We start from the raw sequence: 24,200 nt of genomic DNA on the forward strand, positions 1-24,200 counted from the left end.
TGCTATCCCTCTTCCTTGAGAGTCTCATTGCCGTGCGCGATCAACGGGACGACGCCCGAGCCGATGCCGTCGAATCCGGCGCCGACGGTCTGTCCCTTGCTATAGCGGAGGTGGATGCCTTCCAGGATCACCGCGAGCTTGAAGAACGCGAAGCTCACGTACCAGTTGAGCCGTGAGACGTCGCGGCCCGAACGTTCGGCGTAGCGCGCGATGACCTCGTCGTTGCGCGGGTAGCCCGGCGCCGAACTGGCGTTGGACACGAACCGCAATGAGACCTTGTCACGTTCGGCGTAGGCCACCAGCAGGGCGAGGTCGGTCAGCGGGTCGCCGAGGGTGGACATCTCCCAGTCCAGTACCGCGGTGATCCGGTCGTCCGAGTTCACCAGCACGTTGTCCAGCCGGTAGTCGCCGTGGACGATCGACGGCTTACCCGATTCGGGTATCGACGCGGCGAGCCGGTCGTGCAGTTCGTCGACGCCGGGGAGGTCGCGGCTGCGGTTGCCGTCGAGCTGTTTCTTCCAGCGCCGCAACTGGCGTTCGAGGAAGCCCTCCGGACGGCCGAAATCGCCCAGCCCCACCGAGTCCGGATCGACGGCGTGCAACTCGACCAGGGTGTCGACCAGTTCGTCCGCGATCGCCTTGGTCCGGGCGGGGCCGAGCGCGGTCAGTTCGGTGTCCGAGCGGAAGGGCGTGCCCTCCACGAACTCCATCACGTAGAACCGCGAGCCGATGACGTCGGTGTCTTCGCACAGCAGCACGGTTTCCGGTACCGGAACGGCCGTGCCGTGCAGACCGGAGATCACCCGGAACTCGCGGCCCATGTCGTGCGCGGTCGGCAGAACGTGGCCCAGCGGCGGGCGGCGGACCACCCAGCGGGACCGGCCGTCGCCCACGATGTAGGTGAGGTTGGACCGGCCCCCTTCCACGACCTCGCCGCTCAGGTCGTCCTGGACGAGCCCCGGCCGGTGCTCGTCCAGGTGGGCCTTGAGCCTGGCCAGGTCCAGGCCCGGCAGGTCGGTCTGGTTCATGGTGCCTCCAGCGTCTCGCTTTCCGGTTACAGTACCGACCAGTCGGTATGTCAGGTAGGGGTGGTCCGGCGAGGTGCCGGAGGTCACCTTGTCAGGCGATCAGCCGGACGACCATCTCCGCGACGCAAGCCGGTTTGGGTTCGCCGTCGATCTCGATCGTCCACCGGACGACGGCCTGCTTGCCACCGGCGATGTCGGTGACCTCGACCAGTTCGGCGCCCGCCCGGATCTTCGCGCCCACCTTGACCGGCTGAGGGAACCGGACCTTGTTCAACCCGTAGTTGATGCCCATCTTGAGCCCGTTGACCCGGTAGAGCTTCCCGACGAAGCCCGAAATGAGCGACAGCGTCAGGAAACCGTGGGCGATCGGCGCCCCGAACGGGCCTTCGGTGGCCTTCTCGACGTCGACGTGGATCCACTGGTGATCGTCGGTGGCGTCGGCGAAGAGGTTCACCCGCTCCTGGGTGAGCGTGAGCCAATCGCTGTGGCCGAAGTGCTCGCCGACGGCGTTCTCGAACTCCTGCAGGGAGGCGAATTCGCGCATGGCTCAGTCCTTCGGTCCGCCGGCGACGTAGATGACCTGGCCGGAGATGAAGCCGGCGCCGTCGCTCACGAGGAACGACGCGAGGTTGGCGATGTCTTCGGGGGTGCCGACGCGCTGCACCGGGATCTGCGACGCGGCGGCCGCCTTGAAGTCCTCGAACGACATGCCGATCCGCTCGGCGGTCGCCGCGGTCATGTCGGTGGCGATGAAGCCGGGGGCGATGGCGTTCGCGGTGACGTTGAACTTGCCCAGCTCGATCGCGAGGGTCTTGGTGAAACCCTGCATGCCCGCCTTGGCGGCGGAGTAGTTGACCTGGCCGCGGTTGCCCAGCGCCGAGGTGCTGGACAGGTTGACGATGCGGCCCCACTTCTCCTGCGTCTGGTACTTCTGCACCTCGCGGGTCATCAGGAACGAGCCCTTCAGGTGCACGCCCAGCACCGAGTCCCAGTCCTGTTCGGTCATCTTGAACAGCAGGTTGTCGCGGGTGATGCCGGCGTTGTTGATCAGCACGGTCGGCGCGCCGAGTTCCTCGGCCACCCGGGTCACCGCGGCTTCGACCTGCGCGGCGTCGTTGACGTCCAGTGCGACGCCGACGGCCTTGCCGCCCTCGGCGACGATCGCCTCGGCCCCCTGCTTGACGCCCGCCTCGTCGAGGTCCAGCAGGCCGACGGCGAACCCGTCGGAAGCGAGCCGCTTGGCCACGGCCGCCCCGATGCCGCGGCCGGCGCCGGTGACGATCGCTACACGGGAGGGGTGTTCGGTCACGGGTGACTCCTCGTCGTCGAGTGGAAGTGACGTCGAGTCTGCCGTACTAAGCGGTTGCTTTGTAGGGCAAACCGGGGACGTGTCCCGCTTTCGGTGAACGCACCCGCGCGAAAGCGGGCGAGTGTGACCGTAATCACCCGTCGTGCGATGCCCGAACGAATACTTCGCACGACCTGATCGTCCCGATCCCTGCGTCACGCCCGCCCGTCCGAAAGCCTCGGCGTGGCCGTGCTCGGAGTGACCGGCGCGCAGTCCGCGCCGGCCGCACCCGGACAGCCGCCGAAGGAGAGCGCGGTGCCCGGCCCGCGCGCACCCTCACGCTCCTCATCGGAGACCTGATCACCGTGCAGGAGCGACCGGGCGACGTGCCCGCCCTCGCCGTGCGGCCGGGGCCGGGAGTTCCGGATCGACCGGTTGCTCGCCGACGGATACGACGACAGCGCGCGATCGACCGGTGAGCGGCGGCAGGCCTTGGTCGTGGCAGCGCCTTTCGGCTCCCCGCGTTTCGTCGACTTGCGGTTGTCCGCGATGGACTCCGACGGGAATTCGGTGACACAGACGATCGTCAACGCTTATCGCCTGCGATAGCGCGTTGGGTTCGCGCACGTGCCGACTTCGGCTGTCGCGAAAGCCACTTTCGGGACATCAGATGTCCCGAAAGTGGCTTTCGCGACATCGTTTTCCCGTCAGACCTCAGCGGGCCGATGTGGTCGTGAGTGGCGATTCGGTTTCTATTGAGGGGTAAGGCAAAGGCGGCAGGTTGCGAAAGCCTCTTTGTACGTGAATGCCCCTTCATTGCGCTAGGCGCAATGAAGGGGGCCTTCACGTACTTCAAGCGACCTGAGCAGCGGACCGTGGTGGGCTCGTGAGTGGTAAGGACGGTTAGAACCGTCCTTACCGCTCACGAGGCTCGCCGCCAGGGCATGCCACGTTTGCCCTTACCTCTTAGTATCCCCGTATCCGCAATGGATTGAAGCCTCTGGGCTGAACGGGTGTTCCCGAAGGCGGTTCGTGGCCAAGCGTGACAACCGGTGCCGGTCGTGCGCGGACGTGTTTTCGAGGCTCTGGTGACCTTTTAGTTCACCGAACGGCATCGGTACCGGCACCGTCAAGGTTCTTTCAGACGCCCTTTGGTGAATGCGGGCGCGAAATCGGTCATTCCGCGCCCGCCGGGGTCAACCCGCCCGCTTGCCCAGTACCTCGGTGATCAGCCTCGGCAGCTCGCCGCCATGCCACGAACTGGGGGAGAACCGCTCCTGCGCGATCCCTTCCCAAGGTTCACCGTCCAGTGAGATGCCTTCCTCACGGGGAACGAGGGAACCGATCTCCTGTGCTGCGATGCCTTCGCCGGCGAGGGTCTTCTTGGCGAGTTCGACATCCTGTGGCCGCACGGCGACCACGAGCGTCCAGTCGCCCCAAGCCTGCGCGAGCTCGAACCGGCCGAGTCCCGACTGCGCGCAGACGTCGGCGGGCGCGTCGTCCAGCCGGATGTCCTTCGTGATCCGCGCGCCGAGGCCGTTGGCGCCGCAGAGCGTCCGCACGGTCGGGAAGAGACCGTCGGAGACGTCCATCGCGGCGCGCGCCAGCCCGGCCGTGGCGAGTGTCCTCCCCGCCACCACCTGTGCCATCGGACGGCAGGCGCGCTCGCGGATGTCCGCGACGAGAGGCTCGGGGAGCCGTGCCTGCTCTTCGACGAGCAACGCGTACGCCCAGAGATAGCCGGGTGAACCGACCAACAGCAGGCGGTCGCCGGCTTCGGCGTTCGCGCGCCCGAGCCTTCCGCCGGGCACGCAGCGGCCGATAGCGGTCGCGGTGAGCTGCCGGACCGGGCCGTCCCGGAGATCGCCGCCGACGACCTTGGTCCCGTGGATCTCCGTGCAGTCGTCCACGCCGTCGAGAAGCCGCCGGAACTCGCCCGCCGTGGTCGTCTTCGGCAGGGTGTAGTTGACGACCAGGCCGAGCGGGGTGGCGCCGGCCGCAGCCAGATCGGACAGGTTGATCGTCGCCAGCAGCCACCCGGCGTGGTACGGATCCGTTTCACCCAGGATGGTGACCAGCGGCGTGGGGCAGCTGTCGGTGGTGGCGACCAGTTCGCCGCGAAGCCCTTCCGTGGTGTCGAGGACGGCGCAGTCGTCACCGAACCCGCGGACACCGCCGTAGCGCGGCCGGAGGATGTGCTCCAGGATCGCGTGCTCGCCGAGGTCGCCGAGGCGGACGTCGTCGCCGACGGGCGAGATTTCAGTTACGCCCGACATGATCCGCCAATCGGGACGGGGCCACGTTGTGGTCGCTGGAGTAGTTGTACGGCAGCGTGCCGTAGGGCTGGTCACTGCCCGTGGAGGCGAACAGCATCAGGTTGCAGATCCGCGTTCCGGGGTGCAGGAGCACCGGATGCCGCAGGTGGTTCACGATCTCCAGGGTCAGCACGGCGCCTGTCTCGTTGCCGAAGCCGGGGCTGACCTGACCGCACAGGACGACGCCGATGCCGAGCCGCGCGTAGTCGCTCGTGCCGTCGACGAGCCCGGCGAGCTTCTCCGAAAGCCCGATCTTCTCCAGCGTCGGCGCGAGAACGACTTCGCCGGGTTCGACGCAGAGCCTTCCTTCGGCGTCGAGTTCCTTCGGCCGGAGTTCCGGATACGTGCTCCGGTCGGCGATGTCGACGGTCCCGGTCGACTCCAGCGCGAACGCTTCGTGCCCGAGCCGCAGGCTGATCGCGGCGGGGCGGACGAGGCCGGCCTCGAACGGGGTGATCGTGAGTTCCCCGTTGCGGTGCGCACGTTTGATGGCCCTGTCGGTCAGGATGCCGCGGCGTAGTGCGGGCCAGGTCAGCGACATGACGCCACCGCGTTCGCGACGGCGCCGACCAGGACGCGGAAATCGGTCTCGGTCAGTTCGCCGTTGGGCTGATCATCGGTCTGGCCGGGCTCGCAGTAGACGACCGTGGTGCTGGTGCGATGCGGACCCTGGATCACCACCGTCGCGGTCAATCCCGCTTCGATGGGCCGGACGGTGTGCACGATGCCGGTGTCGCACGAGTAGACCTCGCCGAGCCGGACGTGCGGGGTCTTCTCCACCGCGAGCCGGGCTTGGCCGTCCGCGAGCAACGCGGCCGGATTCGCCGGATCGGCGCCGTAGCGGTACCGGTCGTACGGCTTTCCGCCTTCCGTCGTTTCGCGGAACTCGACCATGTGCAGGCCTTCGCCGGCGACGATGGTCGAGGCGAATTCCCATCGATGGCTGTGCGGATTGGATTCGCCGCGGGACGGTTCCGAGGATTCCGGCCAGACGTGGAGCCGGATCCGGAGATCGGCCGAGGCGTGGAGCACCATTTTGGCGAATCCGTTGGGATGCCAGTAGGAACGCTTCGCCGCGGAGCGGACGGCTTCTTCGTCGCCGAGGATGTCTTCGAGCCACGAAAGGAAAGTGCCGGGGGTTTCCTGGACCCGGTGCGCGACCGTGCGCAACCAGGGCAGGTCCGCGTTTCCGTGGCCGGGGCGGGTGCGGGTGACGTCACGGAGGAACGCGTGCGTGCCTGCTGGAGTGACGGTGAGGGGCGATGGCGGGGTGTCGATCATCATCCGGTCGTACCTGGAGTTCCTGGAGGGCTGAGCGGAGGCGCCGCGGCGGCGAGTGCGGCCGCGCGGAGCGCGGTGACGGCGTCCAATGTCTGCCAGATGGGTAGGTCGCCGCTTCCCCAGGCCCACAGTCCCTGATCGGCGTCGTAGCGCTCCCAAAGGGTTCCGAGCGCCCGGTTGAGCCGGGGGAGTGGCAGGAAGGGGGCGGTGGCGAGTGCTTGGACGACCCAGGCTGCGGTGAAGTGCCGGATGATGATCCGGGTCGTTCCTTCCCCGTCGGGGCGAGGCCTTTCGAGATCCTCGGCCACGCCATCGTCCGAATGCGACCGGTCGATGAGCCATTGTGTGGCTTCGTCGGCCGCCTCACGGACGTCGTTGCGATCTTCACGGCTGCGCAGGACGTCCCGCAGGGCGACGACCGACCGCGCGGTGTGCACCACCGAAGCCTCCGGGGCGACGAGCCCGGCCTCGTTCTTCTCCGGCCACAGGTGCGAGCCGTCGAAGTCGAGCCGGGCCGCCAGGAGGGCGTCGATCAGCCGGTCGGTCAGCGGGGCGTCCGGCCGCAGCCGGACCGCCGTGTGCAACACGGCGGACAACAGGTACGGGCGGGTCCTGCTGTACGGGTCGAGCGACCCTTCGAGCCGGTCCAGCCCTTCGTCGGCGGACATGGTGCTGGTGCGGAAAAGGGCGTCCACCACCGACGCGGTGGTCTCCGGCCGCTTGCCACCCGCGCGGCCCCGCCAGCCGTGCTCCGACTGCAGCCGGTAGAGATCTTCGGCGAGCGTATGTAGGTCGATGTAGGGACTGCCTACCACCAGCATGGTGTTGATCCCATACGCGGTGCTGAGCGCCTTCGGCCCGGTGCTCTTCTGCAGGTTGTGCCGCCAGCCCAGCGGTTTTCCGTTCTCGTCGCGGATCAAGTGCTCGGCGAGTCTGGCCCCGACGGTGTGGAAGACCTGCAGCAGCGACCGTGAAGTGTCGACGACGGCTGCGTCGCCGAGGACCGGCGGGGTGCGTTCCTGGGGTGAACGGGCCCTCTCCACCAGTGTGAACAGCGCGTTCGCGGCGCGGAAGTGGTCGTCGAGCTGGCGGGCGTTGTGTGCCGACGGCAGATATTTGCCGGTCTCCCACTGGGTCAGGTTCGCCCTGGTCACCCCGATGATCCGGGCGGTCTCCGCCTGCGTTTCGCCCGCGGCCTTGCGCAGCCGCCGCAGCTCACGTCCGACACCCGACGCGGTAACGGTTTCCGCATCGGGGCTTACCGGCTGCCGCCCGGCCGATGTAGGCTTCATGTAGGCACTAGACACAGGCTTACCTACCTCTAGTAGGCAAACTAGGGCGGTGACTGAACGTGCACACAACGGCGAGGGTACAGCAAGCGAATGGGACCGCGCTGCCGCGTCGGCCAACGTCGTGTCACAACGTGCGAGTAGCCGTGTCGAACCCTGTTCTGCCTGGTCCTGGGTGCGAGACCCCTCCGGCGGGCAGGACCGGCCCGGCCCGGGCTCGACCGGAGAGCGGATGCTGTCAGCCATCTGAACGTGACGCTGCGCATCCGACCTGGTCGGAGTCGTCTGCGGGCCACACGAATGCCGGAGTAGGCGTCGTGTGTGCCGACCCGAGTCCGCGCTTCGCAGTATCGGGGGTGAACCTCATGTACAACCAAGAGAACCACACGGCAGCGCCCCGATCTTGGTTCGATCGACTTCTCGAACGCTTTCACGAATGGCTCCTCGCGACCGACGAGGACGCCAGGGCGGCTGCTCGCGGCTGGCAGGTGACCCGGGTGCCGAACAGCAGGCGCCGTGTCTACCGCGATCCCCGCTGGGACACCGTGCACGCGTGCGAACCGTGCGGGGGCACGGGGTGGTGGCCCTACGAGGACGCCGTTTGCCCGGACTGCGCCGGTGCCGGTGTCGTCCGCTCCATTCCCGCGGCGGCCGTGGCCGCCGAGCAGACCGCCGGACGGACAGGAGGAAGGTCATGAGCCGTTGGCAGGAACCTCAGGAGATCGCCGAGCTGGCCAGGGAGATCACGGTGGTCAGGAGGCCCAACCCGGTCGCCGCCCTCTATCACTGGCGGTACGAGATCGGCGCGCTTCTCCTCCTCCCGTATGCGCTGTTCTCCCTTTTCCAGGCGGTCGGCCCGATCTGGGGCGCGGTCGTGCTGTTCGGTGTCACGAACTGGCTGTTCTACCGGCGCTCGACGCGGCGATTCCTCCGCGACAGGCTCCGCTCGGTCGTCGTGCAGCACCGGTTGCGGACCGGGTTCGCCCGTGCCCGGGTGTGCACCCTCGACGGCAAGCTGCCGGTGATCCTGTGGACCAAGCCGCGAGGTGACGAGATCGAGGTCACCGTGTTCTGCCCGGCGGGGGTCGGCTACGAGCGCATCGAGGAACGGCGGGCGCTGCTGGCCGCCGCGTGCTTCGCCACCGACGTCCATGTGTACCGCCACCACAAGCGTGCCAACGTGGTGCACCTTTCGGTCTGCACCGCGCGGTTGCGCAAAAACGCGGACGAGGACGATGCCGGGCTCACGCCCGGTCTGCCGCCCGCGCGACGATATGCCGGGCAAGCGGGCGGTGCCGCCATTCCCCTGCCGGGACGCGTCGCAGGAATTCCTCGCGCGGCGCGGCGATGAAGAACGTGTCCGCACGGCTCCTTGCGTAGCAGGCCTCGTGTCCGTCGGAGGGTTCGCCCCAGCGACGGGCGACGTGGGCTAGGAGTTCGGCGGTCAGGACGCGACCTGCAGCGCTTCGGCCTCTTCCGTGACCGGAATGATCGCCCGCGACGGGATGAGCAGCGACGCCAGCGCGAGCAGCCCGGTCAGCGCCATCGCGCGCTCGACCAGTCCGAGGGGGATCGCCCGCCACCAGGGCTCGCCACCGTTCATCGAGACCACGATCGCCCCGAGGATCACGCCGAACCACGCCAGTGCCGCCACCGCCAGCACTCGCGTCACCGCGCGCCGGGCGGGGGAGGAGGGGAACACGGCTTTCGCCGCGAACCACACGGCCAGCGGCAGGCAGACGAAGGCCACGACGCTCGCGATCCGGTGCACCGTCCCGCCGGTGCTCGGGCCGATCGCCCAGTTGTTCTTGGGGAACGCCACGATCACCACCAGGCTCACCGTCCAGAGCGCGCAGAAGACCGATGCCGCGGACAGTACGGGGAGGTGCTTGCGGCGGATCAGCGCGCCGAAGCCGATCGCCGAGCCGAACGCGACCAGGAGGACAGCGACGTCGAAGATCCACTTGTTCTCGCTGAGCGCGTACTCGCTGATGGTGCGGCGGACCGGGCTGATGTCGCTGGTGCCGGGGAGGACCTGCAACAGCAGGATCAGCAGCGCTCCGCCGGCGACCGAGACCACGGCGGCCAGCGGTACCAGCGGTGACCTGGCGGTGACCTGGGGCGTCGTCATGGTTGAAAGGTAACCACCCAACCTGAAGGTTTTCTTAGGCCTTCCTGTCGGAATCGACAGGAAGATCCCATTCCCTGGAGTACGTGGTGGTGATCGTTCCGGCACGGTCGGTGAGATCGTTGGGCCGAAAGGGGTGTAGGCGACTTGTGGCGGGTCCCTCGGACGGGGTCTCGGGTCTAGGGTCTCGCTACCGGTGACCTCACCCGGTCACCGGACTGTCCAAGGAGGTCAGTCTGTGGGGTATTCACCAAACCGGCGAAGAGCGGGATGGACGGCGGCGACCCTGGTGCTCGCCGGCACCTTCGTGGCACTTCCGTCGGCCACGACGGCGGGGGCCGCGGACAACGTGGTGCGAGCCAACCAGGCCGTACCGCGTTCCTGTTTCGCCGCGTTGCAGAAGCCGGGCACGTCCGGCACCGACCGGCGCGAGTTCACGTCCACAGTAGACGGTCTGCTGCAGGCACGGATCGCGCCCCGTGGCGGCGGTGAGGGCGACTGGGACCTCGCGGTCTTCGACGAGGCCACCGGCGCCGTGGTCGCCGCGTCCGCCGCGTTGCGCAGCCACGAGCTCGCCGAAGGCTTCGTGAAGAAGGATCAGAAGCTGGTCGTGCAGGCCTGCCGGTACGACGGGCAGACGCGCGACGCGGTGCTGGGGGTCGACTTCCTCGCGCTCACGCCGCAGGGAACGCCGACCGGCGCCGCCCTCGCGCCGCAGCGCGCCGAACTGGTCCGGGTCGAGACCCCGGCCAAGCAGGACAAGGACAAGCTCCTCCGGCTCGGGCTGGACGTCACGGAGAAGGCGGACGCCACCGGCGTCGAGGTCGTCCTCGCCACTGACGCCGACCGCAAGACGCTGGCGGACAACGGTTTCAAAGCGAAGGTGATCGACCCCGACCTTTCGGCGCGGTCGATCCAGAACGCCAAGACCGACCGCGAGTACGCCGCGAAGACGCCGGGCTCCACCCTGCCGTCCGGGCGCACGAGCTACCGGCACCTCTACGACTACCAGTTCGAGGTCAAGGAACTGGCCCGCAAGAACCCGAGGCTCGTCACGGCGTTCACGCTGCCGCAGCCGACCTGGGAAGGCCGTGACGTCGTCGGGCTCGAGATCGCGACCGACGTCAAGAACATCGCCGACGGCAAACCCGTCAACTTCACCATGGGCGTGCACCACGCCCGGGAGTGGCCGGCGGGCGAGCACGCCATGGAATGGGCCCACGAACTGGTCAAGGGCTACACCGGCAACAACGCCGAGGTCCGCGGCCTGGTCGGCAAGACCCGGAACATCATCGTGCCGATCGTCAACCCCGACGGCTTCGAAATCTCCCGTGAGGCCGAGCCCAAGGGCGACTTCTCGCGCTTCGACTACGAGATGAAGCGCAAGAACTGCAACGTCAACGACTCGCCCAAGGAGTTCGCGACCGGCGTCTGCAAGGCCAATCCCGGCGGCCGTGAACGCGGTACCGACCCGAACCGCAACTACGCGGGTTTCTGGGGCGGCGCCGGCGCGTCGACCCTGTGGCGCAGCGACACCTTCCGCGGGGCGGGCCCGTTCTCGGAGCCCGAGACGCAGAACATCCGCTCGATCGTGTCCAACCGCCAGGTGACCAACCTGATCACGCTGCACACCTTCTCGAATCTGGTGCTGCGTGTCCCGGGTGTCGCCGCCGTCCGTCCGCCGCTCGACGAGCCGGCGTACAAGGCGCTCGGCGACAAGATGGCCTCCCGCAACGGATACACCAGCGAGCCGTCGTGGGCGCTCTACGACACGACCGGCTCGACCGAGGACTGGTCGTACTGGGCCACCGGTGGCTGGGGTTTCACCTTCGAGATCGGGAACACCGAGTTCCACCCGCCGTTCCAGACAGGTGTCGTCGCCGAGTACACCGGCGTCGCCCCCGCGGCCGGTGCCGGCAAGGGTGGTAACCGTGCGGCCTTCATCGACATGCTGGCCAACGCCGCCGACCCGGCGGCACACTCGACGCTGATCGGCACGGCGCCGAAGGGTTACCAGCTGAAGCTGCACAAGACCTTCCAGACGCCGACCTCTCCGGTGGTGCAGCCGGACGGCTCGACGAAGCCGCCGATCTACGTGACCGACGACCTGAACTCGTCGCTGTCCTCGACCGGCGGCCGGTTCGCGTGGTCGATCAACCCGTCGACCCGTCCTTACGTCGCGGGCCGTTACGGCCGCGAACCGCAGGGCCCGGCGCAGCCGCCGATCCAGGTCGCCAACCCGGCCGGGGTGCCGGCGATCAACACCAACTACCCGACCGACCCGGCTTCGGAAAGCTTCACGTTCCACGTCGACGGGCTCCCCAAGGTGGACAACGGGAAGTTCAGCGTCGACGTCAAATGGGCCAGTCAGGACACCGACTGGGATCTGTACGTCTTCGACGCCGCGGGCAACATGGTCTCGTCGTCGGCGAACGGCGGGACCACGGAGGAGCACGCGATCCTGTACGACCCGCCCGCCGGGGACTACAGGGCCGTGCTGGTCAACTACGCGCAGGCGAATCCGTCCACTGTGGACGACTGGACCGGCGGTGTGTCGTTCCAGTCGCCGATCCCGCCGACCTACGGCCCGAAGGAGGCGTACCAGCTGACCTGTACGTCGCCGAAGGGCAAACTCGTCGGGCTGGCGGACGTCTACATCGACCGCGGCCAGACGGTCGACGTCGGTGAGGTCTGCACCCGTTCCGCGCGTGCTTCGAAGGAGCGCTCGGTCCGGTAGTGCTTGTGCTGAAGGGCCCTTTCCCCGCATGCGATGCGGGGAAAGGGCCCTTCGTCGCGTGAGACGAGGGGAAAGTCCCCTTCAGCCGGTGCCGACGACTCGGTCCCGCACCAGCCGCATCGTCGCCGAGTCCACAGTGGACGGCTCCGCCGCCAGCCATCCGCCGATCTCGTGCAGGAACTGTTCCGGCGTCATCGGCGGCGCGGGGGAGGGGTCTTCGTGATCCGTGGTGATCTCGCCGGTCCGGCTCGGGTACACGATCATCGCCCCACGCAACGTGACCCCCGGCAGGACCCGCCGGTACTCGGCGAGGCTTTCGGCCAGTCTGCTCCCGCCGCCGCGGAAGGCTCGGCCGTTGCGCAGCAGACGGTCGTCGTCCCCGGTTTCGTAGTGCCCCGGCAGCCACAGCTTCGATTCGATGAGCACGAGCCGCTTTCCGCACAACACGGCGTGGTCGACGTCGGCGAACACCGAGTCCGGCCACGAGAGGCCGTGGAAGATCCGCGCGCCGGGCAGCCGGGTCAGGTAGCGCTCGAGCAGGTCGGCGGTGAGCCGTTCGGCGAGTTCGTCGGTCTCGACGCCGGGGGTGCCGAACACGCGTTCCCCGCCGAATTCGGCGGCGAACCGGTTCTTGGCGCGGGAAGCGGCGAGGTAACCGCGCGCGAGCCGTTGCACGAGGAGGGCGGTTCCGGCGGTCAGGATCAGCCAGACGATCAGAGTGGGGGCGGAGAATCCGACGCCGGTCAGCACCGGCAGCAGGACCAGCACCATCCCGCCGACCGCCGCCACCACGGGGGTGTGCCCGGGGCCGCGCCGCCGTCCGTGGCGCACGCGCCCGTCCTGTGCGGCGAACTCCCACCATTCGAGGTCTTCCGGATCGATCACGACCGGCTCGGGCTCATAGCCCGGTTCGTCGCCGAAGCGCCGCCGCGGCCGCGGGCGGATCGGGGCGCGCACCGAGCGCCCGCCCGCGTCGTAGCCCGCGCGCCGCATCGGATCGCTGAGCGTGTCGTAAGCCTCGCGGACCAGTTGGAACGTGAGCGCGGACCCCCCGGTGTCCGGGTGATGCGACTTCGCCAGCCTCCGGTACGCGGTCTTGATCTCGTTGACCGAGGCGGCCTTGCCCACGCCGAGCACCTCGTAGTAGTCGACATCGGGCACGGGCGGTTCACCTCCAAAGGGCCGGGCCGCAACACTATTCGGCCCCCGCCGGCCGCCCGCAACCACCTCCGCGGCGCGTCGGGGTGATGTCGCGGGCATACTGTTTCGCTTGTGGTGGAACGAGGTCCGTCTCCGCCGCGTCCTGGATATCGTGGAGATCGACAGCACGCGAGGAAGGACAACGGTGGGAGAACCCGTCACAGGCACGGCCGCGGGGGTGCCGTTCACCGTATTGCCGCCATCGGCCGAGGTCAGCGGCCTGGCGCCGGTGGTCGTCGCCTGGCACATGATCGATTCGCCCCGCTCGGACGCCGCGTTCGCGGCCGCGTTGCCGCTGGCGGGAGTGCCGGCGTGGCGGGTGTATCTCGGAATGCCGTTGTGCGGCGCGAGAATGGTCGACGGCGCCATGGACGCCGTGATCGAACGGGCCCGGCGTGACGCGATGCTCGCCTACGTCGACCCGTTCGTCCGCCAGGCGGCACTGGAGTTCCCCGCCGCGCTGGCCGAACTGCGCGAACGCTTCGGCTTCGACACTTCCCGGACGGCGGTCGTCGGCGGGTCGCTGGGCGGTGCGGTGGCGCTGACGATCCTGGCCACGCGGGAGATCCCGGTCCGCGCCGCGGCTCTGATCAACCCCGCCGTACGGGCGCGTTCGGTGGTCGGCCTGGTGGAAGGCCTGCTGGAGCAGCCGTATCCGTGGAACGACGAGTCGGAGCAGGCTGCGGATCAGCTCGACTTCGTCGCACGATCGGGTGAAATGTCGGAGCGGGAAAAGCAAGTCCCGTTGTTACTCGTCAGCGGCGAGGACGACTATCCGTCCCTGCGAGCCGACGCCGACGATCTGGTCGCCACGCTGCGCGAGCGGTACGCCCGTCCGGACGACGTCCGCCTGACCAGGGTGCCCGGTCTCGCCCATCCGCTGGCCGAAGACCCGGGCATCGAACCCGCTCCGCAGCTGCCGATCGCGAAAGTGGTCGACGACGCGGTCACCGAGTGGCTGGCGCGCCACCTGATTTGACGCCCGTCAGCACCCCGGTGGCGGCACCGACCGGGGCGGGCCGAATTCGAGGCGCAGCTTGTCGGTCTTCGGGATCACGAACGCGACGCCGGTCGGGGCCCGCCAGTTCGCCGGGAGGAAGACGTACTGGCCACCGGACTGGAGCAGGAGCTTCAGCCCGGTGTACCGGTACTTGTAGGCCGATTCGGGGTCGGCGCATTTCACCTGCACGACACCGTTCGCGGTGAGGTTGAGGCTTTCCGCGCTGTACAAGGTCGCGGCCGGTCTCGTCGGGATCACCCCGGCGGCCTCGAAGGCGCGGCTCGTGCCGAGAGCTGCCGAGTAGTCGCCGACTGCCCAGAAGAGGCCGATGCTCACCAGGGCATAGCCGGTCACCAGCTCCGTCACGCTCGACCGCGTGCTCCCCGTCCCGCGCGAGGTCCAGTGGCGCCAGGAGAAGAGCACCATCAGGACGCCGATCGCGAAGCCGAGCCCGGGTAGGCCCGGGTAGTCGCGAAAGGGTTCCGGGTCGAGTGCGATGGCGGTCGCCGAGACCAGGAGCCCGAGGCCGAGAACGGCGGCGACGGGCGAGCAGATCCGCAGCAGGCGGGTCCAGGAGGCCTCGCCGAGACGGATCTTCAGGAACCGGGTCAGCACCAGGAAGAGCAGAACCGCACCCGCCGCACCGGTCAGAGGCAGGAGCACACCGTCGACGCCCCGCCCGAAGATCTCGTCCGGCGTTTGGGCGAGCAGCGTGTAGTGCACGCGGAAGTAGATGAAGTACGTCTGCGTCTCGACCAGCCCGAAGAAGTAGAGCAACGCGGTGAGCAGGGTCGTGTTGGCCAGTGTGGTGCCGACCAGCCTGAGCGCGTGCGACGGGCTCGCCGGGGGTTCGGGCTCCGGGGGCGCGGGGGCGCGGAGCCCCCGACGGAGTGGCCGCCGGGTGGTCATCCGCTCGTGGTTTCGCTCGGCTTCGCGCTTTCCGGCTTCGGGGGCGCCGAGCTCTCCCCCGTGGTCTCGGTTTCGCACGCCCTGGTCTGGATCGTGATCGTCTTGCCGGGGTAGACCGGATTCGGGCCGATAGCGCGGATGCAGTCGCCCTTGCCCGCGATCACGACCGAAACGCCGCACCGACGGGGACTCAGGCAGAGGTCCGCGAGATTCTGCTCGATCGCGTTCTTGGCGGTGGCGGGTTCGGCGTTGAGAAGGTCGCTGTTGTACCTGATGGGGCTTCCGGGGATGACGGGCGGCCGGGATTCCCCGGGGTGGCCGCTCGTCGTCCCCGGTGCGGACTCGCTGGGCGAGGCCGATTCGGAAGACGCGGTCGGGGCCGTCTCCGTCGTCGTCGCTCCGCTGTCGGTGGTCAGATCGGCAGGAGCCGTGTCGCGGGGAGTGGACCCTCCGCCGCAGGCCGCCGCGAACCCGAGTGCGGCGATTGCCATCGCCGCGCTGAACAGCCGTTTCATGGACCTCACCGTCCCTGGGGAAGACGTCCCTCCCGGACAAGGAGCGGAACGACGGTTCCCTGATACGTCCGGGCGGCGTATTCCCGGGGATTCCGCCCTTTCGGGCAATTCCGGGTGGACCGGCGCGCGACAACTTTGCGGACCGGCCTTCCGACACGCCGGAAATTATGTTAAGAAACTTTACTAACTAACAGGGAGGCGCGTTTTGAGTTCATCCCCGCGGCCGGGGCTCGAGCGGAAGATCGGACCGCTCCAGGCGACCGCCATCAACATGACCCAGATGTGCGGCATCGGCCCGTTCGTCACCATCCCGGCGATGGTGGTGACCCTGGGCGGCCCGCAGGCCATGTTCGGCTGGCTCATCGGCGCGGTCATCGCACTGGCCGACGGCCTGATCTGGGCCGAACTCGGCGCCGCGCTCCCCGGTGCCGGCGGTACCTACGTCTACCTTCGCGAGGCGTTCGGCTTCCGTACCGGCAGGCTCATGCCGTTCCTGTTCGCCTGGAGCGCGGTGCTGTTCATCCCGCTGATCATGTCCACCGGCATCATCGGCCTGGTCCAGTACCTCGGCTACCTGGTCCCCGGGGTCGCCGACGACGGCGGGACGACGACGCTCGGCAAGGTCATCGGCCTCGGTGTCATCGCCTTGATCGTGCTGGCGTTGTTCCGCAGGATCGGCGAGATCGGGAAGCTGACCACCGTCCTGTTCGGCATCATGCTGTTCGCCGCGCTCTCGGTGATCGTCGCGGCCTTCACTCATTTCGACGGCGCGCAAGCGTTCGCCTTCACGCCGGGCGCGTTCTCGTTCGGCGGCGGCGCGTTCTGGGCAGGGCTCGGCGCGGGCCTGATCATCGCCATCTACGACTACCTCGGCTACAACACCAGCGCCTACCTCGGCGGCGAGGTGCGGGACCCGGGCCGGACACTGCCTCGGTCGATCATCCTCTCGATCCTCGGCATCATGAGCCTGTATTTCCTGCTTCAGCTCGGCGTGCTCGGCTCGATCCCGCTGGAGGAACTGAAGAAAGCCACTTCGGTCGCCTCCACCGTGCTGGAACAGGCCTGGGGTACGGGCCCGGCCAAGGTCATCACCGTGTTCATCGTGATCGCCGCGATCGGTTCGGTGTTCGCCGGCCTGCTCGGCGGCTCGCGGGTCCCGTTCGAGGCCGCGCGTGACAAGGTGTTCCTGCCGGTGTTCGCCAAACTGCACCCGAGACTGAACCTGCCGACCGCCGGTGTGCTGACGATGGGCGGCATCACCGCGATCGGCTCGCTGTTCACGCTGACCGCGGTGATCAACGCGGCGGTGACGGTGCTGGTGATCGTCCAGTCGCTCGCGCAGGTCGCGGCGATCGTCGTGCTGCGGCGGCGACGTCCGGAGCTGCGCCGGCCGTATCGCCAATGGCTCTATCCGATCCCGACGATCATCGCGTTGCTCGGCTGGGTCTACATCTACTTCTCCGCCACCTGGCTCTCGATCGGGCTTTCGGTGGGGTGGATCGCGCTCGGCGTAGTGGCGTTCCTCGCCTACGCGAAGGCGGAGCACGTGTGGCCGTTCGGGCCCAAGGGAATTCAGGAATCGTTCGCGGGGGCGGCAGAGGGGAACGGGAAGTGACGGGGGAAGAACTGATCCTGGGGATCGATTTCGGCGGCACGAAGGTCGCGATCGGGCTGGCCGACAGAGCCGGGAGCCTGCTGGTCACCCGGCGGCTCGACACCGACGCGCAAGCGGGCGCCGAACAGGTGGTGAGCCGCGCGCTCGCCGCGGCGCGGAAACTGCTCGCCGACGAAGGCGCCGCGGACAGGCTTGCGGCGATCGGCGTCGTCAGCCCGGGCATCGTGCTGGAGGACCGCATCCTGCTGGCCCCCAACGTGCCGGGCTGGGAGGAGCTGCGGCTGCGCGAACTCGTCGCCGCGGAGTTCGAGGGCGTACCGATCGAAGTGGGCACCGACGCCAAGGCTGCGGCGCTCGCGGAATGGCGATGGGGGGCACTGGCGGACACCGATCCGGCGGTCTTCCTCTCGCTGGGGACCGGGATCGCCGCGGCGGTCCTGGTCGGCGGCCGGCTGCTGGCCGGCGCGAACGGCGCTGCGGGAGAGATCGGGTACAACCTCCTCTCGCCGCAGGACACCGACGGGTTCGCCAGCGGAGCGGCGCCGCTGGAGGAGGCCGTCGGTGGGCGTGGGCTGGGCGGCCGGGCGAGTGTGCTGCTCGGCCGCCCGGTGACCGCGGGCGAACTGTTCGGCCTCGCCAGGGAGAACGCGCAGGCCAAGGAACTGGTCGACGCGGCGCTCGACGAACTGTCGATGCACGTCGCGAACCTCGCCATCGCGCTCGACCCGCAGCGCATCGCCGTCGGCGGGGGACTGGTGCGCTCCGCCGACATCCTGCTGCCCGCGCTGCGCGAGCGGCTGGCACGCGCCGTGCCGTTCCCGCCGGAACTGGTGTCGGCGAAGTTCGACCAGGACGCGTCCCTGCTGGGCGCGATCGCGATCGCACTGGACGCGTAGCGCTCGTGAGTGGTTAGGACGGTTAGAACCGCCCTTACCACTCACGAGCCCCATCACGGTCCGCCGCTCAGGTCAACTGAAGTAGAACGTCCCCCATCCTCCGTTGATCAAGGCTGTGCCACTCAAACCCGGCGGCCGACCGTGCACCCCGCCTCCGCCAACGTCGCGAAGCCACTTTCGCAACCTGCCCCCTTTGCCTTACCCCTCGATAAGTAGTCATCACTGAGCCGCCGGGCGTCCGCTAGATCGGATCTAGCGGACGCCCGGCGGCTTTCTCGCGCCCAACGGGTGAGGCGAGAGGAGGTCGGTCATGGACGCCGGTCCGCTGCGGGTCGCGATGATCATCGGCAGCACCCGCGAAGGGCGAGTGGGGGACGCCGTCGGCAAGTGGTTCACCGGCCGCGCGGAACAACGGGAAGACCTCGTCACCGAAGTGCTCGACCTGGTCGACTTCGACCTGCCCACGGGGTTGCCCGAGCAGCCGACGCGCGACATGAAGCGGTTCGTGAGGCTGGTCGACGAGGCGGAGGCGTTCGTCGTCGTCACCCCCGAGTACAACCGCAGTTTCCCGGCGTCGCTCAAGCAGGCGATCGACTGCGCCTACGACGAGTGGCGCGCGAAGCCGGTCGGTTTCGTCTCCTACGGCTACCGGTCACAAGGTCTCTACGCCGTCGAGCAGCTGCGCACGATCTTCACCGAACTGCACACGGTGACCATGCGCGACACCGTGGCCTTCAACCTCCTCGACGGCACCTTCGCCCGCGACGGCACCCCCTTCGACACCGACGGGCAAGGACAGGCCGCGATCACCTTGCTCGACGAACTCGCCTGGTGGGGCCTCGCGCTGCGCGAGGCGCGCGCCACCCGCCCCTACGTCTGCTGAATGCTGTTGAAAGGAAAAGGAAAATGAGTGAACTGGCCATCGAAGCCTCGGGGCTGGTCAAGGTGTTCGGGGAGAACCGGGCGGTCGACGGGATCGACCTGAAGGTCCCCGTCGGCACCGTGTACGGCGTCCTCGGGCCGAACGGCGCCGGCAAGACCACCGCGGTGAAGATGCTCGCGACCCTGCTCCGCCCCGACGGAGGCGAAGCGCGCGTCTTCGGCAAGGACGTCGTCCGCGAGGCCGACGCCGTCCGCTCCATGGTGAGCCTGACCGGGCAGTACGCCTCGGTCGACGAGGACTTGACGGGCACCGAGAACCTGGTGCTGATCGGAAGGTTGACCGGGCACCGCAAACCGGCCGCCCGAGCACGGGCGGAGGAGCTGCTGGCGGCGTTCGGCCTGACCGAGGCCGCCGGGCGGCAGGTGAAGAACTACTCCGGCGGGATGCGGCGGCGGATCGACATCGCCGCGAGCATCCTCAACACCCCGGACGTGCTCTTCCTCGACGAGCCGACGACCGGGCTCGATCCCCGCAGCCGCAACCAGGTCTGGGACATCGTGCGCGCGATCGTGCGGCACGGCACCACCGTCCTGCTCACCACGCAGTACCTCGACGAGGCCGACCAGCTGGCCTCGCGGATCGCGGTCATCGACCACGGCAAGGTGATCGCCGAAGGCACCAAGGGGCAGCTGAAGGCGTCGGTCGGCGCGGGCGCGGTCCACGTCCGGCTGCGCGAGGCCGACCAGCGCCCCGAGGCCGAAGCACTGCTCGTCCGCAACCTGGAGGCGCAGGTGATGCTCGAACCGGATCCCGTCGCGCTGACCGCCCGGCTTTCGGGCGAGAGCACGGAACAGGGCGCCGCCGAGCACGCCGCGCGCGCACTGACCGAACTCGCCCGCGCCGGCATCGTCGTCGACACCTTCTCCCTCGGCCAGCCGAGCCTCGACGAGGTCTTCCTGGCCCTCACCGACCGCACCGCCACGCCTGAGGAGAGTGCAGCTTGAGCACCACGGCAGTCAAAGAAAACGAACCCGTTCTCGCGGCACCGAAGGCGGAGGATCTCGCCGCCGTCCTGATCGCGAAGAACCGCCCCCAGCGCCCCAGCGCGCTGTCGGCTTCGGTCACTTTCGGGTGGCGCGCGATGCTGAAGATCAAGCACGTGCCCGAGCAGCTGTTCGACGTCACGGCGTTCCCGATCATGATGACGCTGATGTTCACCTACCTGTTCGGCGGCGCGCTGTCCGGCTCGCCGACGCAGTACCTGCAGTTCGTGCTGCCGGGCATCATGGCGAGCAGCATCCTGATGATCACCATGTACACCGGGGTGGCGGTCAACTCCGACATCGAGAAGGGCGTCTTCGACCGGTTCCGCACGCTGCCGATCTGGCGGCCGTCGGCGATGGTCGGCTACCTGCTCGGCGACATGCTGCGCTACCTCATCGCGTCGCTGGTGATCCTCGGCGTCGGGCTCATCATGGGCTTCCGCCCCGACGGCGGATTCGGTGGCGTGGCCGCCGCGATCCTCCTGCTGCTGGCGTTCTCGTTCGCGTTCTCGTGGATCTGGACGATGTTCGGCCTGCTGCTGCGCAGCGAGAAGTCGGTGATGGGCGTCAGCATGATGGTGCTGTTCCCGCTGACCTTCCTCAGCAACATCTACGTCAACCCGGAGACGATGCCGGGCTGGCTCCAGGCCTTCGTCGACGTCAACCCGGTGACCCACGTGGTCGCGGCGGTCCGTTCGATGATGGACGGCGACTGGGACGGCGGCGAGATCACCTGGGTGCTGATCGCCGGCGCGGTCATCCTCGCGATCTTCGGCACGCTGACGATGCGGCTCTACAACCGGAAATGACCTGGGGGTGACAAGGTCCTCCGGCGGCTCACAGCCGCCAGAGGACCTTGTCTTCGGGCGCGTAACGGCACGAAGAACCGGTGGTGACGGCCGCACGCAGGTGCGCGGCCAGCGCCGGATGCTGCTCGTCGAGTTTGCGCAGGGTGTCGCGGATCCGGGCGGTCACCGTCTTGCGGGCGCGTTCGGCCTCGTCGCCGAGCCGCCGGGTGCGGCCGCCGAGGCCGGCCGCGGACCGCAGTTCGGCGAGCAGCGCGTCCCGCTCACGGTCCAGTGCCGCGGCCCGCGTGTCCTGGCCCAGCCCGGTCGCGGTGTCGATCAGTTCGTCGAGTTCGTCCAGCCGCGCGCGATACCGGGCCTTCGCCTCGTCGTCGAGGACTGCGTCCCCGCCGAGGCTCTTCGCGGCGACGACCACCTCGCCTCCTTCGGGATCGAGCAACCGGACGGCCGCCACCTCCGAACCCGGCCTGCCGAGCAGGAAATGCAGGTCCCGCAACCCTTTCGAGTCCGGAAGGTGGGCGGTGACGCCGTCGAAGCGCAAGGTCCACACGGCTTCGCCGCGACGGAACTCGGCCATCGGCGCCGCCGGAGCCCGCGCCTCCTCCCGCGTCCGGGCCACCCTGTCCACGACCTGCCGCATACCGGACGCGGTGGCTTCTTCGTCCACTTCGGACAGCAGGGCCGCCGCGGCCGCCGCGTCGCCTTCGAGGTTCCGGCCCAGCAAGGCCTTCGCCAGCCAGGACTTGGCCTCCGTCGCCCAGACCGTGGCCCTCAGCCGATCCGCGGAAAGCACGGCGCCACGCAACCGTTCCACCGCGTCGTTCCAGCGTTCCTGTGCCAGATCGAGCCTGCCGAGCCAGAGGTCGACCGGGCCGGAGATCTCGCAGCCGTACAGCGAAACCAGCCACTCCCCGCTGTAGGGCGCGAGAAGCGTGCGGGCCGCTTCACAGCGTTCGGGATCGCGTGAGACCGCCGCCGTGTGCGCCTGACAGCGCAACCACAGTGCTTCCAGGTCGCGAGGATACGGTTTCACATCGGCCGCGAGATCGGTGAGCCGTACGGCCTCCCCGGCATCCTCACGCTGGGCGGCGGTGATCGCCTCCAGCATCCGGCCGTAGGAGTACCCGCTGCGGGAGATCTCGCGGTGCAGCCCGGCGAGATCGTCGAACCGTCCCTCCAGGCACCAACGGACCCACCGCTGCAGCTGGTTCAGATCGTCGAAATGGGGATGCTCGTCCCCTTCATGGTCCGTGATCGCCTGCTGGACATACGCCTCGGCTTCGGCGAACCGGCCCTGGAGTGTGGCGATGATGCTCTGGTCGATCCGGGAAGCCAGCTGCGAACTCGGCGCCCGGCCGGTGCTCGCCAGCGCGAGGAATTCCTGATATTGCTCGAAATACCGGGGGTCGCCCTGTTCGAGCAGCGCCACCCACTTGAATGACGCCGCGTAGTGCTCCAATTCCGGGTTCGCGGTGCGGCGGCCGACCACGACCAGTTCGTCGGTGAGCCGCTCCCGCTCCGCGGCGCTGCCCGGCCCCCAGATCGCGTCGTGCCGGGCCCACAAACCGAACAGCAGAGCGGAATCGTCCTGGTCGTCGCGGGCGGTCACCATGATGTGCGCGGTCAGTTCCTGCGTCATCTCCTCGACGGTGATGTCCGAGCCCGGCTCGCGGCCGCAGAGCCGCCCGTGCGCTTCGGTGAGTACCTTGACCGTCTCGTCGGCCCGCAGGCCCTTGTGATCGGTGCGGACCAGGGTCAGCGCCAGCCGGGCGAGGAGATCGTCGTCGTCGAGTTCGTGGATGAGCACGGAAACCTCGTCGAGGACCTGCCTGCTCTCGTCCGTCTCGTGGTGGCGGGTCAGATGCGCGCCCAGTTCGAGCGCGATGACGGCCTGCCGCCGGCGATCCTCGGCGATCTCCATCGCCCGCCGGTAGTGCGTGGTCGTCTCCTCGACGGCCATCCGGCCGGTGGCGTCGATCGCGGCGGCCAGCAACAGGTCGACCGCCTCGTCCGGATCGAGGTGCCGACCCGCGAGCAGCGCGTGGCGGGCCATGTCCGCGGGGAAGAGCCTGTCCGGTGACGCCGGCGCCCCGCGGACCGCCGCGACGACCGCGGCGTGCTGTTTCCGGCGGTCCGCTTCGGACATGCTCGCGTACAGCGTCTCGCGGACGAGGTCGTGGGCGAAGGCGAACCGGCCCTGCCCGTGCACCACGACCAGACGCGCCGCGACGGCCTGGTCGAGCAACCGGTCCACCTGGGGCACGGGTGCCGAAGCCACGCCCGCGAGCAGCCTGCGGTGGAATTCCCTGCCGAGCACTGAAGCGGTGGTCAACAGGTCGAGAACCGGTTGGGGGAGCAGGGAAAGCCGTCTCTGCAGGGCATCGGCCACGCCGGGCGCGATGGTCTCGGCGGAACCGCCGCTGTGCCAGAGCCGCGCTGTCTGCTCGACGAAGAACGGGTTGCCACCGGTGCGGCGGTGTACCTCGGCGACCAGTGCGTCGTCGGGCGCCGCCCCCGCCGTCCTGGCCATGAGCGTGCCGACCTCCTCCGGTTCGAGGCCGGTGAGAGTGACCGAAGTGGCCTTCGCGAGCAACGGCAGCATGAGCGAGCGAAGCGGGTGATCGGTCGCCTCGACCTCGACGTCCCGGTACGTGCCGACCAGCAGCAGCCGTTCGAACCAGGTGTGCCGAGCGGCGAACTCGAGCAGTCGCAGCGATGCGGCGTCGGCCCAGTGCAGATCGTCGAGCACCACCACGATCGGCTGGTCCTGGGAGGCGGCCACCAGCACACTCGTCACCGCGTCGTACAGCCGGAACCCGTCCGCCGCGCCGTCGCCGCGCGCCTCGCCGAGCAGTACGTCCAATTCACTGTCGGCCATCGCGGCCCAGCGGCCCTGCCCGACCGCGCGCCGCAGCCCGCGGACCACCTGTGTCCACGGCCAGTAGCCCGGTGCGCTCGTGGAGTCCCAGCAGGACCCGTTGAGCACCAGGGCACCGAGGCGCTTCGCCTCTTCGGCGGCGCCGGTGACGAGCGTGGTCTTGCCGATCCCGGCCTCGCCGGTGACCAGCACCAGCCCGCCGTGGCTTTCGGCGGCACGGGCGATCTCCGCGCGAAGCACCCCCGCGGGATGGTCGCGTCCGATGAGCGCGGCTGACATGTCCGAATCCTCCCAGTAGGGTCCGACAATTCCACGACGCGCACCCGATGTCAGGCGTTACCCTCGGCCCGTCGTGACCGACGGTGACCGACGTCTCCCGGCCCTTGGGA

Annotated in this window: 22 protein-coding genes; 9 read left to right on the plus strand and 13 right to left on the minus strand. The window is 68.8% G+C overall.

Annotated features, from left to right (window positions below; all coding sequences use genetic code 11):
• Window positions 1-2 precede the first annotated feature (2 nt).
• The 8 genes from H074_RS09425 to H074_RS09460 form a co-directional block, all read right to left on the minus strand.
• The gene (locus tag H074_RS09425) at window positions 3-1,028 is read right to left on the minus strand and encodes a phosphotransferase family protein (RefSeq protein WP_007029801.1); all 1,026 of its coding nucleotides are present in this window, start codon (window positions 1,026-1,028) and stop codon (window positions 3-5) included.
• Between the two features lie 91 nt (window positions 1,029-1,119).
• Window positions 1,120-1,572 carry a MaoC family dehydratase gene (locus H074_RS09430; protein WP_007029802.1) on the minus strand — a complete coding sequence of 151 codons (453 nt, stop codon included), beginning with the start codon at window positions 1,570-1,572 and terminating at the stop codon, window positions 1,120-1,122.
• A gap of 3 nt (window positions 1,573-1,575) precedes the next feature.
• The gene (gene fabG / locus H074_RS09435; protein WP_007029803.1) at window positions 1,576-2,337 is read right to left on the minus strand and encodes a 3-oxoacyl-ACP reductase FabG; all 762 of its coding nucleotides are present in this window, start codon (window positions 2,335-2,337) and stop codon (window positions 1,576-1,578) included.
• Window positions 2,338-2,531: 194 nt separating this feature from the next.
• Window positions 2,532-2,906, minus strand: a complete 375-nt coding sequence (locus H074_RS09440) for a hypothetical protein (protein WP_007029804.1) — start codon at window positions 2,904-2,906, stop codon at window positions 2,532-2,534.
• Between the two features lie 606 nt (window positions 2,907-3,512).
• Window positions 3,513-4,592, minus strand: coding sequence for a thiamine-phosphate kinase (locus tag H074_RS09445; RefSeq protein ID WP_007029805.1), 1,080 nt, complete (start codon window positions 4,590-4,592; stop codon window positions 3,513-3,515).
• The gene (gene dcd, locus H074_RS09450; protein WP_007029806.1) at window positions 4,576-5,172 is read right to left on the minus strand and encodes a dCTP deaminase; all 597 of its coding nucleotides are present in this window, start codon (window positions 5,170-5,172) and stop codon (window positions 4,576-4,578) included. Before dcd ends, H074_RS09445 begins: the two co-directional genes overlap by 17 nt.
• Window positions 5,163-5,912: a hypothetical protein gene (locus H074_RS09455; RefSeq protein ID WP_420805373.1), complete on the minus strand. Its 750-nt coding sequence runs from the start codon at window positions 5,910-5,912 to the stop codon at window positions 5,163-5,165. The genes dcd and H074_RS09455 overlap by 10 nt, the downstream gene beginning before the upstream one ends.
• Window positions 5,912-7,204: a helix-turn-helix domain-containing protein gene (locus H074_RS09460; RefSeq protein ID WP_007029808.1), complete on the minus strand. Its 1,293-nt coding sequence runs from the start codon at window positions 7,202-7,204 to the stop codon at window positions 5,912-5,914. The genes H074_RS09455 and H074_RS09460 overlap by 1 nt, the downstream gene beginning before the upstream one ends.
• Before the next feature lie 362 nt (window positions 7,205-7,566).
• On the opposite strand from H074_RS09460, the gene H074_RS39155 reads away from it, so the two are divergent.
• A complete protein-coding gene (locus H074_RS39155) occupies window positions 7,567-7,899 on the plus strand; it encodes a hypothetical protein (RefSeq protein WP_083920395.1) in 333 nt (110 codons plus the stop codon).
• On the plus strand, window positions 7,896-8,552 hold the full coding sequence (locus H074_RS09465) for a hypothetical protein (RefSeq protein ID WP_007029810.1): 657 nt from the start codon (window positions 7,896-7,898) through the stop codon (window positions 8,550-8,552). Before H074_RS39155 ends, H074_RS09465 begins: the two co-directional genes overlap by 4 nt.
• A gap of 93 nt (window positions 8,553-8,645) precedes the next feature.
• On the opposite strand, the gene H074_RS09470 is transcribed toward H074_RS09465, so the two are convergent.
• A complete protein-coding gene (locus tag H074_RS09470; protein ID WP_007029811.1) occupies window positions 8,646-9,332 on the minus strand; it encodes a DUF998 domain-containing protein in 687 nt (228 codons plus the stop codon).
• Window positions 9,333-9,567: 235 nt separating this feature from the next.
• On the opposite strand from H074_RS09470, the gene H074_RS09475 reads away from it, so the two are divergent.
• Window positions 9,568-12,066 carry a M14 family zinc carboxypeptidase gene (locus H074_RS09475; RefSeq protein ID WP_235096713.1) on the plus strand — a complete coding sequence of 833 codons (2,499 nt, stop codon included), beginning with the start codon at window positions 9,568-9,570 and terminating at the stop codon, window positions 12,064-12,066.
• Between the two features lie 81 nt (window positions 12,067-12,147).
• On the opposite strand, the gene H074_RS09480 is transcribed toward H074_RS09475, so the two are convergent.
• Entirely contained in the window at window positions 12,148-13,227 is a 1,080-nt protein-coding gene (locus H074_RS09480; RefSeq protein ID WP_007029813.1) for a J domain-containing protein, read from the minus strand.
• Window positions 13,228-13,411: 184 nt separating this feature from the next.
• Between H074_RS09480 and H074_RS09485 the strand changes: the two genes are divergently transcribed.
• A complete protein-coding gene (locus tag H074_RS09485; RefSeq protein WP_007029814.1) occupies window positions 13,412-14,245 on the plus strand; it encodes an alpha/beta hydrolase family protein in 834 nt (277 codons plus the stop codon).
• A gap of 6 nt (window positions 14,246-14,251) precedes the next feature.
• On the opposite strand, the gene H074_RS09490 is transcribed toward H074_RS09485, so the two are convergent.
• Window positions 14,252-15,175, minus strand: a complete 924-nt coding sequence (locus tag H074_RS09490; protein ID WP_007029815.1) for a hypothetical protein — start codon at window positions 15,173-15,175, stop codon at window positions 14,252-14,254.
• Window positions 15,172-15,690, minus strand: coding sequence for a hypothetical protein (locus H074_RS09495; protein WP_039921945.1), 519 nt, complete (start codon window positions 15,688-15,690; stop codon window positions 15,172-15,174). The genes H074_RS09490 and H074_RS09495 overlap by 4 nt, the downstream gene beginning before the upstream one ends.
• 205 nt (window positions 15,691-15,895) lie before the next feature.
• Between H074_RS09495 and H074_RS09500 the strand changes: the two genes are divergently transcribed.
• The 5 genes from H074_RS09500 to H074_RS09520 all read left to right on the plus strand — a co-directional run bounded on the left by H074_RS09500 (window position 15,896) and on the right by H074_RS09520 (window position 20,936).
• Window positions 15,896-17,305 (plus strand): APC family permease, encoded by a 1,410-nt coding sequence (locus tag H074_RS09500; protein ID WP_007029816.1) that lies wholly within the window; start codon window positions 15,896-15,898, stop codon window positions 17,303-17,305.
• Complete coding sequence (locus tag H074_RS09505) at window positions 17,302-18,201, plus strand: ROK family protein (protein ID WP_007029817.1); 900 nt, start codon at window positions 17,302-17,304, stop codon at window positions 18,199-18,201. The genes H074_RS09500 and H074_RS09505 overlap by 4 nt, the downstream gene beginning before the upstream one ends.
• Before the next feature lie 310 nt (window positions 18,202-18,511).
• Window positions 18,512-19,084, plus strand: a complete 573-nt coding sequence (locus H074_RS09510; RefSeq protein ID WP_007029818.1) for an NADPH-dependent FMN reductase — start codon at window positions 18,512-18,514, stop codon at window positions 19,082-19,084.
• A 23-nt stretch (window positions 19,085-19,107) separates the two neighbouring features.
• A complete protein-coding gene (locus H074_RS09515) occupies window positions 19,108-20,088 on the plus strand; it encodes a daunorubicin resistance protein DrrA family ABC transporter ATP-binding protein (RefSeq protein ID WP_007029819.1) in 981 nt (326 codons plus the stop codon).
• Entirely contained in the window at window positions 20,085-20,936 is an 852-nt protein-coding gene (locus tag H074_RS09520; RefSeq protein ID WP_007029820.1) for an ABC transporter permease, read from the plus strand. The genes H074_RS09515 and H074_RS09520 overlap by 4 nt, the downstream gene beginning before the upstream one ends.
• A 28-nt stretch (window positions 20,937-20,964) precedes the next feature.
• Here H074_RS09520 and H074_RS09525 read toward each other — a convergent pair whose 3' ends face one another.
• Window positions 20,965-24,090 (minus strand): ATP-binding protein, encoded by a 3,126-nt coding sequence (locus tag H074_RS09525; RefSeq protein ID WP_007029821.1) that lies wholly within the window; start codon window positions 24,088-24,090, stop codon window positions 20,965-20,967.
• Window positions 24,091-24,200: the final 110 nt, after the last annotated feature.

Source organism: Amycolatopsis decaplanina DSM 44594 (genome assembly GCF_000342005.1).
Classification (GTDB): domain Bacteria; phylum Actinomycetota; class Actinomycetes; order Mycobacteriales; family Pseudonocardiaceae; genus Amycolatopsis; species Amycolatopsis decaplanina.

Coding starts and splice junctions, on each gene's coding strand:
- H074_RS09425 (WP_007029801.1), bottom strand. CDS start 1,028: ATGAACCAGACCGACCTGCCGGGCCTGGACCTGGCCAGGCTCAAGGCC.
- H074_RS09430 (WP_007029802.1), bottom strand. CDS start 1,572: ATGCGCGAATTCGCCTCCCTGCAGGAGTTCGAGAACGCCGTCGGCGAG.
- H074_RS09445 (WP_007029805.1), bottom strand. CDS start 4,592: ATGTCGGGCGTAACTGAAATCTCGCCCGTCGGCGACGACGTCCGCCTC.
- dcd (WP_007029806.1), bottom strand. CDS start 5,172: ATGTCGCTGACCTGGCCCGCACTACGCCGCGGCATCCTGACCGACAGG.
- H074_RS09455 (WP_420805373.1), bottom strand. CDS start 5,912: ATGATCGACACCCCGCCATCGCCCCTCACCGTCACTCCAGCAGGCACG.
- H074_RS09460 (WP_007029808.1), bottom strand. CDS start 7,204: ATGAAGCCTACATCGGCCGGGCGGCAGCCGGTAAGCCCCGATGCGGAA.
- H074_RS39155 (WP_083920395.1), top strand. CDS start 7,567: ATGTACAACCAAGAGAACCACACGGCAGCGCCCCGATCTTGGTTCGAT.
- H074_RS09465 (WP_007029810.1), top strand. CDS start 7,896: ATGAGCCGTTGGCAGGAACCTCAGGAGATCGCCGAGCTGGCCAGGGAG.
- H074_RS09470 (WP_007029811.1), bottom strand. CDS start 9,332: ATGACGACGCCCCAGGTCACCGCCAGGTCACCGCTGGTACCGCTGGCC.
- H074_RS09490 (WP_007029815.1), bottom strand. CDS start 15,175: ATGACCACCCGGCGGCCACTCCGTCGGGGGCTCCGCGCCCCCGCGCCC.
- H074_RS09495 (WP_039921945.1), bottom strand. CDS start 15,690: ATGAAACGGCTGTTCAGCGCGGCGATGGCAATCGCCGCACTCGGGTTC.
- H074_RS09510 (WP_007029818.1), top strand. CDS start 18,512: ATGGACGCCGGTCCGCTGCGGGTCGCGATGATCATCGGCAGCACCCGC.
- H074_RS09515 (WP_007029819.1), top strand. CDS start 19,108: ATGAGTGAACTGGCCATCGAAGCCTCGGGGCTGGTCAAGGTGTTCGGG.
- H074_RS09525 (WP_007029821.1), bottom strand. CDS start 24,090: ATGTCAGCCGCGCTCATCGGACGCGACCATCCCGCGGGGGTGCTTCGC.